The organism is Micromonospora sp. NPDC023633 (genome assembly GCF_040640035.1).
GTDB lineage: Bacteria > Actinomycetota > Actinomycetes > Mycobacteriales > Micromonosporaceae > Micromonospora.
This window is the reverse complement of the sequence record NZ_JBFABB010000156.1, coordinates 1-13,288: the sequence shown is the minus strand read 5'-3', so window position 1 is coordinate 13,288 and position 13,288 is coordinate 1. Positions and strand designations below refer to the sequence as shown.

At 75.4% G+C, this 13,288-nt stretch carries 12 protein-coding genes; all 12 read left to right on the top strand.

What is annotated here, in order from left to right; translation table 11 throughout:
* Nucleotides 1–201: 201 nt before the first annotated feature.
* The 12 genes from alr to AB0G13_RS30695 all read left to right on the top strand — a co-directional run bounded on the left by alr (nt 202) and on the right by AB0G13_RS30695 (nt 12,594).
* Nucleotides 202–1,320: an alanine racemase gene (gene alr, locus AB0G13_RS30750; RefSeq protein ID WP_357881917.1), complete on the top strand. Its 1,119-nt coding sequence runs from the start codon at nt 202–204 to the stop codon at nt 1,318–1,320.
* A complete protein-coding gene (locus AB0G13_RS30745; RefSeq protein WP_357881914.1) occupies nt 1,317–2,408 on the top strand; it encodes an alpha/beta hydrolase in 1,092 nt (363 codons plus the stop codon). Before alr ends, AB0G13_RS30745 begins: the two co-directional genes overlap by 4 nt.
* Nucleotides 2,405–2,887, top strand: a complete 483-nt coding sequence (gene tsaE / locus AB0G13_RS30740) for a tRNA (adenosine(37)-N6)-threonylcarbamoyltransferase complex ATPase subunit type 1 TsaE (RefSeq protein WP_357881911.1) — start codon at nt 2,405–2,407, stop codon at nt 2,885–2,887. Before AB0G13_RS30745 ends, tsaE begins: the two co-directional genes overlap by 4 nt.
* A gap of 60 nt (nt 2,888–2,947) precedes the next feature.
* Nucleotides 2,948–3,649: a uracil-DNA glycosylase gene (ung, locus tag AB0G13_RS30735; RefSeq protein ID WP_357881907.1), complete on the top strand. Its 702-nt coding sequence runs from the start codon at nt 2,948–2,950 to the stop codon at nt 3,647–3,649.
* 83 nt (nt 3,650–3,732) lie between these two features.
* Nucleotides 3,733–4,584 (top strand): maleylpyruvate isomerase family mycothiol-dependent enzyme, encoded by an 852-nt coding sequence (locus tag AB0G13_RS30730; protein WP_357881904.1) that lies wholly within the window; start codon nt 3,733–3,735, stop codon nt 4,582–4,584.
* Between the two features lie 148 nt (nt 4,585–4,732).
* Complete coding sequence (gene tsaB / locus AB0G13_RS30725) at nt 4,733–5,410, top strand: tRNA (adenosine(37)-N6)-threonylcarbamoyltransferase complex dimerization subunit type 1 TsaB (protein WP_357881901.1); 678 nt, start codon at nt 4,733–4,735, stop codon at nt 5,408–5,410.
* A gap of 55 nt (nt 5,411–5,465) precedes the next feature.
* Nucleotides 5,466–5,924, top strand: a complete 459-nt coding sequence (gene rimI / locus AB0G13_RS30720) for a ribosomal protein S18-alanine N-acetyltransferase (protein WP_357881898.1) — start codon at nt 5,466–5,468, stop codon at nt 5,922–5,924.
* On the top strand, nt 5,921–6,967 hold the full coding sequence (gene tsaD, locus AB0G13_RS30715; protein ID WP_357881895.1) for a tRNA (adenosine(37)-N6)-threonylcarbamoyltransferase complex transferase subunit TsaD: 1,047 nt from the start codon (nt 5,921–5,923) through the stop codon (nt 6,965–6,967). The genes rimI and tsaD overlap by 4 nt, the downstream gene beginning before the upstream one ends.
* Nucleotides 6,968–6,985: 18 nt before the next feature.
* Nucleotides 6,986–7,240, top strand: a complete 255-nt coding sequence (locus AB0G13_RS30710; RefSeq protein WP_357881892.1) for a hypothetical protein — start codon at nt 6,986–6,988, stop codon at nt 7,238–7,240.
* A 123-nt stretch (nt 7,241–7,363) separates the two neighbouring features.
* Entirely contained in the window at nt 7,364–9,064 is a 1,701-nt protein-coding gene (locus AB0G13_RS30705; protein WP_357881890.1) for an ABC transporter ATP-binding protein, read from the top strand.
* Nucleotides 9,064–10,845, top strand: coding sequence for an ABC transporter ATP-binding protein (locus tag AB0G13_RS30700; protein WP_357881887.1), 1,782 nt, complete (start codon nt 9,064–9,066; stop codon nt 10,843–10,845). Before AB0G13_RS30705 ends, AB0G13_RS30700 begins: the two co-directional genes overlap by 1 nt.
* Nucleotides 10,846–11,016: 171 nt before the next feature.
* Nucleotides 11,017–12,594 carry a Na+/H+ antiporter gene (locus AB0G13_RS30695; protein ID WP_357881884.1) on the top strand — a complete coding sequence of 526 codons (1,578 nt, stop codon included), beginning with the start codon at nt 11,017–11,019 and terminating at the stop codon, nt 12,592–12,594.
* Nucleotides 12,595–13,288 lie beyond the last annotated feature (694 nt).

The following is a 13,288-nucleotide window of genomic DNA, read 5'->3' as shown; positions in this document are numbered from 1 at the left end:
CGGCGGCCGCCGCCGCGTACCTGCACGGGCTGGCCGGCCGGGAGGCGGCCCGGGGCGGGCCGGTGACGGCGCCCGACGTGGCCGACGCCCTCCGCCCGGTCCTCGCCCGCCTCGGCTGACCCGGCCGTACCTCCCGCGCCGGGGCGCACCGGCTGGGCCGGCCTCGGCCGGCGAGATCGGCGCGGAAAGTAGGCTGGGGGCATGTGGCAGGCCGAGGTGCGCGTGGACCTGGACGCGATCCGCGACAACGTGAGCCGGCTGAGATCCGGCACCGCCGCCGAGCTGATGGCGGTGGTGAAGGGCGACGGCTACGGCCACGGCATGGTCCCGGCCGCCCGCGCCGCCCTCGACGCCGGGGCGGACTGGCTGGGGGTCTGCACGCTGGACGAGGCGCTCACGCTGCGCCGGGCCGGGATCACCGTGCCGGTGCTGGCCTGGCTCCTCGCGCCCGGGCTGCCGCTGCACGAGGGCGTCGCCGCCGGGGTCGACCTCGGCGTGGCCAGCCTGCCCCAGCTCGACGAGATGGTCGCGGCGGGCCGCGCCGCCGGCCGACCGGCCCGGCTGCACCTCAAGATCGACACCGGGCTGGCCCGGGGCGGCGCGACCGTCGCCGACTGGCCGGCCCTGCTCGACGCCGCCGCCAAGGCGCAGGCCGACGGCCTGGTCGAGGTGGTCGGGGTGTGGAGCCACTTCGTGTACGCGGACTCGCCCGGCCACCCGACCATCGACCGCCAGCTCGCCGTCTTCCACGAGGGGCTGGGCATGGCCGAGCAGGCCGGCCTGCGGCCGCGCTACCGGCACCTGGCCAACTCGGCGGCCACCCTGACCCGGCCGGACACCCACTTCGACCTGGTCCGCCCCGGGCTGGCCGTCTACGGCCTCTCCCCGGTGTCCGGCGAGAGCTACGGGCTGCGCCCGGCGATGACCGCCCGGGCCCGGGTGATGCTCACCAAGCGCGTCCCCGCCGGCTCCGGCGTCTCGTACGGGCACACCTACACCACCGAGCGGGACGCGAACCTCGCGGTGGTGCCGCTCGGCTACGCCGACGGGGTGCCCCGGCACGCCTCGAACAGCGGCCCGGTGCAGCTCGGCGGCAAGCGCCGGACGATCTCGGGGCGGGTCTGCATGGACCAGTTCGTGCTCGACTGCGGCGACGACCCGGTGGCTGCCGGCGACGTGGTCACCCTCTTCGGCAGCGGCGCCGACGGCGAGCCCACCGCCGACGACTGGGCCGAGGCGGTCGGCACCATCAACTACGAGATCGTCACCCGGTTCGGCAGCACCCGGGTGCCCCGCGTCCACGTCGGCGAGCGACCGTGACGACGCGTCCCCGCATCCCGCTGCCGCGTACCGGGCACGCCAGGGCGGCCGTCGGCGCGTTGGCCGCCGTCGGGGTCGCCGCCGTCGGGCTCGCGGCCGGCGTCGCCACCGAACGCGCCCTGGTCCGCAAGCTCAAGGCCGACCCCACCGACCGGTACGCCGGGGAGGTCTTCGGCGACCAGCGGCACGACGAGTCCTTCCGGCTGGAGATGCCCGACGGGACCGACATCCACGTCGAGGTGGTGGAGCCGACCCGGCCCAGGCCCGGCAACCCGACCGTGGTGCTGGTGCACGGCTTCTGCCTCGACATGGGCACCTTCCACTTCCAGCGCAAGCTGCTCGCCGAGCGGGGCGAGCACCGGGTCGTCGCGTACGACCAGCCCGGACACGGCCGGTCGGGGCGGCTGGAGACCGGCGAGTACGACCTCACCGCGCTCGGCCGGACGCTGCGCGAGGTGATCGACCGGACCGCCCCGGAGGGGCCGCTGGTGCTGGTCGGCCACTCGATGGGCGGGATGACCATCATGGCCTTCGCCGAGTTGTTCCCGGAGCTGTTCGGCGACCGGGTCGTGGGCACGGTGCTGATGGCGACCTCGGGCGGCCTGGTCGCCGAGACCAAGCTGGTCGCGCCCGCCCTGCTCGGCCGGGTCGGCGCGCCGGTGCTGCACATGGTCGGCAACGTCACCCGCTACGGCGGCCCGGTGATCGACCGGGCGCGCCGGTCCACCACCAACGTGGCCTGGCTGCTCACCCGCAAGTACGGCTTCGGCACCCGCCATCCCAGCCCGGCCCTGGTGTCGTACGTCGAGACGATGAACTCCCGCACCTCCGCCGACACGGTGACGCGCTACCTGCGGACGCTGGCCACGCACTCCCGGTTCCCGGCGCTCGCCGCGCTGGCGGACACCCCCGTGCTGGTGGTCGTCGGCGACAAGGACATGATCACCCCCGTGACGCACTCCGAGGAGATCGTCCGGCGGCTGCCGCACGCCGAGTTCGTCAAGATCACCGACAGCGGGCACGTGGTGATGCTGGAGCACGCCGACGAGGTCAACGAGGCGCTGGTCCGCTTCCTGGAGGCGTTGTGAGCCACGTCGTGAAGCTGCCGACGGTCGACGACACCCACGAGTTCGGGCGACGGCTGGCCGGGCTGCTGCGCGCCGGCGACCTGCTGCTGCTGACCGGGCCGCTCGGCGCAGGTAAGACCGCGCTGACCCGGGGCATCGGAGCCGGGCTCGGGGTGCTCGGGGCCGTCACCTCGCCCACCTTCGTGATCGCCCGGGTGCACCGGCCCGACCCCGCCCGGGGCGGCACGGTGGCGCTGGTGCACGCCGACGCGTACCGGCTGGGGGACGCCGCCGACCCGCGCGCCGAGATCGACGACCTCGACCTGGACGCCTCGGTGGACGAGTCGGTGACCGTGGTGGAGTGGGGCGAGGGCCTGGTCGAGCAGCTGGTCGACGCCCACCTGCGGGTACGCGTCGACCGGCGCGACGACGACACCCGGGTGGTCGAGCTGGAGCCGGTCGGCGGCGACTGGGAGCGGCGCCTGGCGGCCCTCGGGTGAGCGCTGTCGTACCGGCTGCCTAGAGTGCGCGGGACGGACCCGACAGGCGAAAGGTTGCCGATGCCCGACGACGCCCCCACCCTGGACCTGCTGGCGCTGCTGCCGGAGGACTGGCGTGCCGTGCTCACCCCGCACCTCGACCCGGCCCGCACCGCCGAGCTGGCCGCGTTCGTCGCGGGGGAGTACGCGACCCGCACCGTCTTCCCGCCGGTGGAGGACCTCTTCTCGGCCTACCGGCTCTGCGCGCCGGCCGACTGCCGGGTGCTGATCCTCGGGCAGGACCCCTACCACAAGGCGGGGCAGGCGCACGGGCTCAGCTTCAGCGTGCGGGAGGGCGTGAGCGTGCCGCCGTCGCTGCGCAACGTCTTCAAGGAGCTGGGCGAGGACCTCGGCGTGCCGAAGCCGCGCGGCGGCAACCTCAGCGGCTGGGCGGCGCAGGGCGTGCTGCTGCTCAACTCCGTCCTCACCGTCCGCGAGGCCACGCCCGGCTCGCACGCCAACCGCGGCTGGGAGGAGTTCACCGACGCCACCATCCGCGCGCTCGACGCGATGGACTCCCGGGTGGTCTTCCTGCTCTGGGGCGGCTACGCGCGCAAGAAGGCCGCCCTGGTCACCAACCCGCAGCACGTGGTGCTGGAGGCCGGGCACCCCAGCCCGATGAACCCGCGCGGCTTCCTGGGCAGCCGCCCGTTCAGCGCGGCCAACAAGGCGCTCGCCGACGCCGGCCTGCCCACGGTCGACTGGGAGCGCTCCGCGGGCTGACAGCTCCGCACTTTCGCGGTCATCGATCGGTGACCGTCCGTCGTAGCCTGTGCCTCGGGCGGTCGGCGAGCCGGGAGGCGACGATGGCGGCGACGGTCAGCGAACAGCGGTGGCGGGTGGCGCGGACGGCGTTGGCGGACCAGACGGACCGCTTCCTCGACCTGGTCCGCGCCACCCCGCCCGAGACGATGGCCACCGCCCACTGGTCGGTGGCCGACACGCTGGCCCACGTGGGCTCCCTCGCGTGGTACTACGTGTGCCTGGTGGACCCGGAGCATCCACCCCTGCCGGTGCCGGGCCTGCACCGGCAGCTCCCCGACATCACCGTCGACACGGTGGCGGACTTCAACGACGTGCTGCTCCGGCACCTCACCGAGCGCGAGCCGCAGGCCCTGGCCGACCGGCTGCGGGCCGACGTCGGGCAACTCCTCCTCGCCTGCGAGGGCCGGCGCCCCGACGAGACGGTGCCCTGGCTCGGCGGGGCCCGGGTGCCCCTCGCCGGCCTCTGCGCGCACCTGGTCAACGAGCTGCTCATCCACGGCCACGACGTCGCCCGCGCCACCGGGCGGCCGTGGTCGCTCCCCGGCCGGGACGCGGCGCTGTTCATGGAGCTGTTCCTGGCCGGGGTGGTCCGGCACGGCTACGGGCGGCTGATCGACGGCGGCGCGCCGCCGAGCGAACGGCCGGTCGTGGTCGAGTTCCGCTCGGCGTACGCGGACCCGGTCCGGCTCCTGCTGCACCGGGGGCGGATGACGTTCGCCGACCCCGACGCCCGGCCCGACGCCCGGATCGACCACGATCCCGGCACGCTCAACCTGATGATGTTCGGCCGGGTCAGCCGGGCCCGGGCGGTGCTCACCGGCAAGGTGCGCATCAGCGGGCGGCGCCCCTGGCTGCTGCCGGCCTTCCTCCGGAAGTTCCGCACCCCGAGTTGACCTCCGCCGGCCGGCCGCCGCCCTGCTGGCGGCGGACCCGTCGGCCGCAGACCCCGTCGGCCGTAGCCCTCCGTCGGCCGTAGCCCCGTCGGCCGCCGGCCCGGGGCGTGACCGGGGGTGACGACGGGGGCGACTAGGCTGGCTTACCGTGCTCGTACTGGTGGTGGACAGCTCGACCCCCGCGGTGACCGCGGCGCTGGTGGAGGTCGCGGCGGACGGCGTGGTGACCCGCGCGCACCGCTGCACGGTCGACGCCCGCGCCCACGGCGAACTGCTCGCGCCGCAGGTCGACGCCGTGCTCGCCGAGGCCGGTGCGCGCCCGGCCGACCTGGGCGCGATCGTCGCCGGGCTCGGCCCCGGCCCGTTCACCGGGCTGCGGGTGGGGCTGGTCACCGCCGCCACCATCGGCCAGGTGCTGGGCGTCCCGACGTACGGTGTCTGCTCGCTGGACGCCATCGGCCACCCGGCGGCCGCGGGCGAGCCGGTGCTGGCGGCGAGCGACGCGCGCCGCCGGGAGATCTACTGGGCGGTCTACGACGGCGCGGGCCAGCGGATCGTCGGGCCGGAGGTGTCCGTGCCGGCGGTCGCCGCCGAGCGCGCCCGCGACCTGGCGGTCACGGCTGCGGTCGGCGACGGCGCGCACCGGTACGCGGACGCGCTCGCCCTGCCCGTGCGGGACGAGCCCCGCTACCCGGACGCGGGCGTGCTGGCGACCCTGGCCGCCGAGCGCATCCGGGCCGGCGCCCCCTCGGAGGCGCTCACCCCGCTCTACCTGCGCCGCCCGGACGCCGTGGCGGCGGCCGCCCGCAAGCCGGTCCTGCCGTGAGCGCGAGGAGTGAGCCGGTCTTGCGAGCCCCGCAGTCGCGAACCGAGGTGACGCCGTGAGCGTCCGCCTGGGGCGGTTCCGGTGGTGGCACGTCGACGAGGTGCTGCCGATCGAGGCGGACCTGTTCGGCGCCGAGCAGTGGTCGGCGGCGATGTTCTGGAACGAGCTGGCCAACGGGCACTTCTACCTGGTCGCCACCGACGACGACGGCGCCGTGCTCGGCTACGCCGGGCTCGCCGTGGCCCCGCCCGACGAGGCGTGGGTGCAGAACGTCGCGGTGCGGCGGGACGCCCAGCGGGGCGGCGTCGGCCGGCTCCTGCTGGAGGCGCTGCTGGCCGAGGCCGCCCGGCTCGGCGCCCGCAGCACCCTGCTGGAGGTCGCGGCGGACAACGCCCCCGCCCAGAAGCTCTACGCGGCGTACGGCTTCGAGCCGATCGGCGTGCGGCGCGGCTACTACCAACCGAGCAACACCGACGCGCTGGTCATGCAGCGCAACGCGGGATGTGAGCGATGACTGACGAACCCCTGATCCTCGGCATCGAGACCTCCTGCGACGAGACCGGGGTCGGCATCGTGCGCGGGCACACCCTGCTGGCCGACGCGCTCGCCTCCAGCGTCGAGCAGCACGCCCGCTTCGGCGGCGTGGTGCCCGAGGTGGCCAGCCGGGCCCACCTGGAGGCCATCGTGCCCACCATGGAGCGGGCCCTGAAGGAGGCGGGGGTGACGCTCGCCGACATCGACGCGATCGCGGTCACCTCCGGTCCGGGGCTGGCCGGCGCGCTGCTGGTCGGGGTGGCCGCCGCGAAGGGCTACGCGATCGCCGCCGAGAAGCCGGTGTACGGGGTCAACCACCTGGCCGCGCACGTCGCCGTGGACACCCTGGAGCACGGCCCGCTGCCCGAGCCGGCGATCGCCCTGCTGGTCTCCGGCGGGCACTCCTCCCTGCTGCTCGTCGACGACCTGGCCCGGGGCGTCACCCCGCTCGGCGCCACCATCGACGACGCGGCCGGCGAGGCGTTCGACAAGGTGGCCCGGCTGCTCGGGCTGCCGTTCCCCGGCGGCCCGTACATCGACCGGGAGGCCCGGACCGGCGACCCGGGCGCCATCGGGTTCCCGCGCGGCCTGACCGCCGCCAAGGACCTCGCCGCGCACCGCTACGACTTCTCCTTCTCCGGATTGAAGACGGCGGTGGCCCGGTGGGTCGAGGCGCGGCAGCGGGCCGGCGAGCCGGTGCCGGTCGCCGACGTGGCCGCGTCCTTCCAGGAGGCGGTCTGCGACGTGCTGGTACGCAAGGCGCTGGACGCCTGCCGGACCAACGGCGTCGGGACGCTGGTGATCGGCGGGGGCGTGGCGGCCAACTCCCGGCTGCGGGCGATGGCCGAGGACCGGGCCGCCGCGCACGGCATCCGGGTCCGGGTGCCCCGCCCCGGGCTCTGCACGGACAACGGCGCGATGGTCGCCGCCCTCGGCTCGCACCTGGTCGCCTCGGGAGTCGCGCCGAGCCGCCTGGACCTGCCCGCCGATTCCGCCATGCCGCTGACCACGGTCAGCGTGTGAACCCCGAGGATGGCTGACGTGATCGTGCGGATGTGGGAGGGGCGGGCGGAGCCGTACGGCGCCGCCGACCTGATCACCTGGGTCTGCGACACCGCGCTGCCGGAGTTCGAGCACGACCCGATGCACCTGTCCAGCGAGGTCTTCTCCTCCACCGACCACCGGGTGGTGGTCATCTCCAAGTGGCGCAGCAACCCGCGCCCGCTGCCGGAGCCGCCGGCGATGCTGCTGGCCCGCCCGCCGCACTCCTGGGACTTCACCCAGGTCGACCGCTGAGGCCGGGGCGGGCGGCGGCTGCCGTGCCAGGGGCCCTCCGGCGGGCGGGGACGTGAGCTGCGGCACGCCACGGCGGTAATTGGTTGGCGGGACGGTCGGCCCGCCACCTAGCGTCGGTGGGCCATGCGCTTTCCACCGGCCGGGGACCCCGGCGTACCCGACACCCGCTCGGCGACCCGCTACCTCGTGTGGCTGGCCGGGCGGAACAAGGCGCTGCTCACCGCCGGCATCCTGCTGGGCGTCGTCTGGATGGTCGCCCAGGCGCTGGTGCCGGCGGCCGTCGGCCGGGCCGTCGACGGGCTCACCCGCAGGGACGAGGACGCGCTGCTCACCTGGGGGCTGGCGCTGCTCGGGCTGGGCGTGCTCCAGGCCGTCGCGGGGATCCTGCGGCACCGGTGCGCGCTGCACAACTTCCTCGGCGGGGCGTACCGGACGGTGCAGCTGACCGTGGGCGCGGCCAACCGGCTCGGCGCCGCGCTGCCCCGCCGGGTCTCCGCCGGCGAGGTGGTGAGCATCGGCACGGCCGACATCAGCCAGATCGGTTCGGCCATCGACATCACCGCCCGGGGCGCCGGCGCGGTCGTGGCGATCGTGACCGTCGGGGTGATCCTGCTCGGCGCCTCGGTGCCGCTCGGGCTGGTCGTGGTGCTCGGCGTGCCGCTGCTGATGGCGGTCGTCGGGCTGCTCATCCGGCCCCTGCACCGGCAACAGCAGGCGTACCGGGACTCGGAGGGGGCGCTGACCGCCCGGGCCGGTGACATCGTCTCCGGGCTGCGGGTGCTGCGCGGCGTCGGCGGCGAGCCGGTGCTCTCCGCCCGCTACCGGACGCGGTCGCAGGCCCTACGCGCCGACGGCCTGCGGGTGGCCCGGATCGAGTCGCTGCTGGAGGCGGCCCAGGTGCTGCTCCCGGGGGCCTTCCTGGTGCTGGTCACCTGGCTCGGCGCCCGGTTCGCGCTGCGCGGCGAGATCAGCGCCGGTCAGCTCGTGGCGTTCTACGGCTACACCGCGTTCCTGGTCAGCCCGCTGCGGCAGCTCACCGAGGCGGTGGACAAGCTGACCCGGGGGCACGTCGCCGCCCGGCGGGTGGTGCGGCTGCTGCGGCTCACCCCGGAACTGCTCGACCCGGCCCGCCCGGCCACCCTGCCGGACGGCCTCGGCGAGTTGGTCGACGTGGCCTCCGGCGTGACGGTGCGACGGGGCCGGTTCACCGCGCTCGCCGCGACCGCGCCCGAGGACGCGGCGGCGATCGTGGACCGCCTCGGCCGGTACGTCGACTCGGACGCGACGCTGCACGGCGTACCGCTGCGGGAGGCGGCGCTGGCGACGGTGCGGGAGCGGATCCTGGTGGCCGACAACGACGCGCACCTCTTCACCGGCCCGCTGCGCGCGGAGCTGGACCCGCAGGACCGGGCCGACGACGCGACGATCACGGCGGCGCTGACGGCGGCGAGCGCGACCGACATCGTCGAGGCCCTGCCGGAAGGGCTGGACAGCGCGGTCGCCGAGCGTGGTCGGGAGTTCTCCGGCGGCCAGCAGCAGCGGCTGCGGCTGGCCCGGGCGCTGGTCGCCGACCCGGAGACCCTGCTGCTGGTCGAGCCGACCAGCGCCGTGGACGCGCACACCGAGGCCCGGATCGCGGACCGCCTCGGCGCGGCCCGGCGGGGCCGCACCACCCTGGTCTGCACCACCAGCCCGCTCGTGCTGCACCGCGCCGACCACGTGATCTTCGTGGAGGACGGCAAGGTGGTGGCCGAGGGATCGCACACCGCACTGCTCGACGGCGAGCCGCGCTACCGGGCGACGGTCAGCCGGGGGGAGGACTGATGGCCACCGCCCTGCCGGTCGCCGACGGGCGCCAGGTGCGCCGCTACGCCCGCACGCTGGTCCGCCGGCATCCGAGGGCGCTCGGGGTCGCGCTCGGCCTGCACGCGTTGGCCGCCGCGGCCGGCCTGGTCGCGCCGTGGCTGCTCGGCGACCTGGTCGAGGGGATCTCCCGCGGCACGTCCGGCGTCACCGTCGACCGGATCGCCCTGCTGATCGCCGGGTTCGTGCTGGTGCAGTCGGTGCTGGTCCGGTTCGCCCACCTGGCCTCGGCCCGGCTCGGCGAGCGGGTGCTGGCCGAGCTGCGCGAGGAGTTCGTCGACCGGATCCTGGCGTTGCCGCTGGCCACCGTGGAACGGGCCGGCACGGGCGACCTGCTCACCAGGACGTCCCGGGACGTCTCCGCGCTGTCGCGGACGGTCCGGTTCGCGGTGCCAGAGACGCTGATCGCGGTCGTGACCGGCTGCTTCATCGTCGGCGCGCTGCTCCTGGTCGACCCGCTCTTCGCGCTGCCCTGCCTGCTCGCGGTGCCGCTGCTGTGGGCCGGCACCCGCTGGTACCTGCGCCGCGCCCCGGACGGCTACCTGCGGGAGAACGCCGCCTACTCCGACATCACCGACGGCATCAGCGAGACCGTCGAGGGCTCGCGGACCACGGAGGCGCTGCGGCAGCAGGCGCGCCGCCGGGCCCGCACCGACGCCGACATCCGCCGGTCGTACGCGGCCGAGCGCTACACCCTGCGGCTGCGCACGGTGTTCTTCCCGATCGCCGAGATCGGCTACGTGCTGCCGGTGGTGGCGACGCTGATCATCGGCGGCTGGTTCTACCTGAAGGGCTGGGTGAGCCTCGGCGAGGTCACCGCCGCCACGCTCTACGTGCAGCAGCTGATCGATCCGGTCGACCGGCTGCTCTCCTGGCTGGACGAGCTGCAGGTCGGCGGCGCCTCGATGGCTCGCCTGCTCGGGGTGGCCGACGCCGGCCCGCCGGCCGGAGCCCCGACCCCGCCCGCCGCGGGCGCCCCGGGCCCGGCCGATCCTCCGGCCGCAGGGGACCGTCGGCTCGCCGCCCGGGACGTCCGGTACGCCTACCGGGAGGGCCGGGACGTGCTGCACGGGGTGACCCTGGTGCCGGAGCCGGGGGAGAAGCTGGCCATGGTGGGCCCCTCGGGCGCCGGCAAGTCCACCCTCGGCCGGCTGCTCGCCGGGGTGCACGCGCCCCGCACCGGCTCGGTCACCGTGGGCGGTCGGCGGCTCGACGAGCTGCCCCTGGCGGAGCTGCGGACGCACGTCGCCCTGGTCACCCAGGAGCACCACGTCTTCATCGGCACGCTGCGGGAGAACGTCGCGATGGTGCGACCGGGTGCCGACGAGTCGGCCGTCCGGGCTGCGCTGGCCGCCGTCGACGCGCTGGACTGGGCCGACGGGCTGCCGGACGGGCTGGACACGGTGGTCGGCGCCGGCGGACACCCGCTGTCGCCCGCGCAGGCGCAGCAGCTCGCGCTGGCCCGACTGGTGCTGGCCGACCCGCACACGCTGGTGCTGGACGAGGCCACCTCGCTGATCGACCCTCGCGCCGCCCGGCACCTGGAACGGTCCCTCGCGGCCGTCCTCCAGGGCCGTACGGTCGTGGCCATCGCGCACCGCCTCTTCTCGGCGCACGACGCCGACCGAGTGGCGGTGGTGGAGGACGGACGTATCTCCGAGATCGGTTCGCACGACGAGCTGGTCGCGGCCGACGGCTCCTACGCCGCCCTCTGGCGCTCCTGGCACGGCACCGGCTCCTGACGCACCGCGAGGCATCCCTGTTCGACGCCGCCGCCGTCGATGCCGGCGGGCAGAGGTGCACTGTTTCCGGGTTCGAGGGTGCCGCGTCCGACCGCCGTACCACGATGGTGGGGCGGCAGGCGACCGGCGCGTGCCCGTCACCGTGGCGCCGGCCGGTGACGGGGGTGCGGCGTGGGCGGTCTCGAACTGATCGTGGTGCTGGGCGTCACGGTGCTGGTCGGCACCACCCTCGGCGGGCGGTACAGCGTGGCGCCCCCGGTCCTGCTCATCACGATGGGCGCGCTGCTCGCGCTCCTGCCGCCGCTGTCCCACGTGGTGCTGGAGCCCGACGTGGTGCTGCTGCTGTTCCTGCCGGCGATCCTCTACAAGGAGAGCATCACCACCAGCCTGCGCGAGATCCGCACCAACCTTCTCGCGATCGCGCTGCTCGCGGTGGGGCTGGTGGTGGCGACGATGGTCGCGGTGTCACTCGTCGTGCAGCGGTTCGGCGTCGACCCGGCCGCCGCCTGGGTGCTCGGCGCGGTGCTCGCGCCGACCGACGCCGCGGCGGTCGCCGGCCTGGCGAAGCGGATGCCGCGCCGGATCCTCACCACCCTGCACGCGGAGAGCCTGATCAACGACGGCACCGCGCTGGTGCTCTTCTCCGTCGGGGTGGGCCTGATCGTGGGCGGCACCGAGCCGGGGTTGATCGGGCTGAGCGAGCGGTTCGTCCTCGCGTCGGTCGGCGGCGTCGCCGCCGGCCTGCTGGTCGGCGGGGCGGTGATCCTGGTCCGGCGACGGCTCGACGACCCGCTGCGCGAGGGCGCGCTGAGCGTCCTCACGCCGTTCGTCGCCTTCCTCCTCGCCGAGTTGGTGCACGCCAGCGGCGTCCTGGCGGTGGTGGTCGCGGGCCTCATGCTGTCGTACGCCGCCCCCCGGGTCATCCGGGCCCGCTCCCGGGTGCTGGCGTACGGCTTCTGGGACCTCGCCACGTTCCTGGTCAACGGCGGGCTCTTCGTGCTCCTCGGGATGCAGATCCCGCGCGCCCTGCGTGGGGTGACCAGCCTGTCGGTGATGCGGGCGCTGGTCATCGCGGTGGTGGTGACCGGCGTGGTCGTGCTGACCCGGATGCTCTGGATCCACCTGGCGGCGTTCGCCTTCCTGGTCGTCGACCGCCGGGCGGCGCAGCAGGACGAGCGGGTCAACTGGCGGGTGCGGACGGCGGCCGGGTGGGCGGGGTTCCGGGGCGCCGTCTCCCTCGCGGCGGCCCTCGCGGTGCCGGTGACCACTCCCACCGGCACCCGTGTGCACGATCGTGATCTGATCATCTTCGCCACCGCCGTGGTCATCCTGCTGACGATGCTGATCCAGGGCACCACGCTGCCCGCCGTCGTCGGGTGGGCGGGCCTGGTCGGCGACACCCGGCGGGTCGGCGAGCTGCGGCTGGCCCGGATGCGTGCCACCGAGGCCGCGCTGGCGGTGCTGCCCGAGGTGGCCGAACGGATCGGCGCCGCGCCGGAGGCGGTGGAACGGATCCGGGCGGACTACGAGCAGCACCTCGACGACGTCCGCTCGACCGACGAGGGCCGGTCGGCGGAGCGGGCGCGGGAAGTCGACCGGCGGCTGCGGCTCGCCGTGCTCGAACACAAGCGCCGCGAGATCACCAGGCTGCGGGACACGAACGAGATCGACGACATCGTCCTGCGGGAGTTGCAGGCCGTCCTCGACATCGAGGAGATCCGGCTGCTGGGCCCGGAACTCAACGAGTAGCCGCGCCGGCCGCCGTGCCGGGCGCGCGGGGGGCGGCCGGGGCGTGCGGGCGGCCGGCCGTGCCCGGTGCGCGGGGCGGACGTGTGGGCGGGCGGCCGTGCCGCGCGTGCGGGCGTGCCGGGGACTGCCGGGACTCGGGCCGGGCGCTGAGCAAACGCCCGCCGCCGATACTTTCCGTGACGATGCTGGCGGGAGGATGTCGGCGTCACTCACGGTAGTCATCTCTACCCGGCTTCCGGCAGGCGTCGGCCTCGTTTTCGGAGACAGACCCGCTGACCAGCGGTTTTGCCTCGCGGGCGCCGGGCCATCGGATTCCCCTTCCGGGCCCTTTGCTCTGCAGCCGCCGACGCACCAGCCACCGTCCGTAGCCGGTGCGTGGATGGCTGCAGAGCAAAGGGACTGAGACGAGTGACCGGTGGCGGCGGCTGACACCCCCCGGTGATTACCCAGAGTCATGCCGACTGCCAGGCGGCGAGCGGCCGGACCGTGAGCAGCCACACGGCGAGCAGCCAGACCGCCGCAAGGCAGCCAAACGGCGAGCGGCGGACCGTGAGGAGTCAGACCGCAAGGCGGGCAGACCGTCGACAGCAGAACCCGCTGCGGTCCGGCGGCCTCCCGGCCGGCGGCCTCCCGGCCGGCGGCCTCCCGGCCGGCGGCCTCCCGGCCGGCGGCCTCCCGGCCGGCGGCCTCCCGG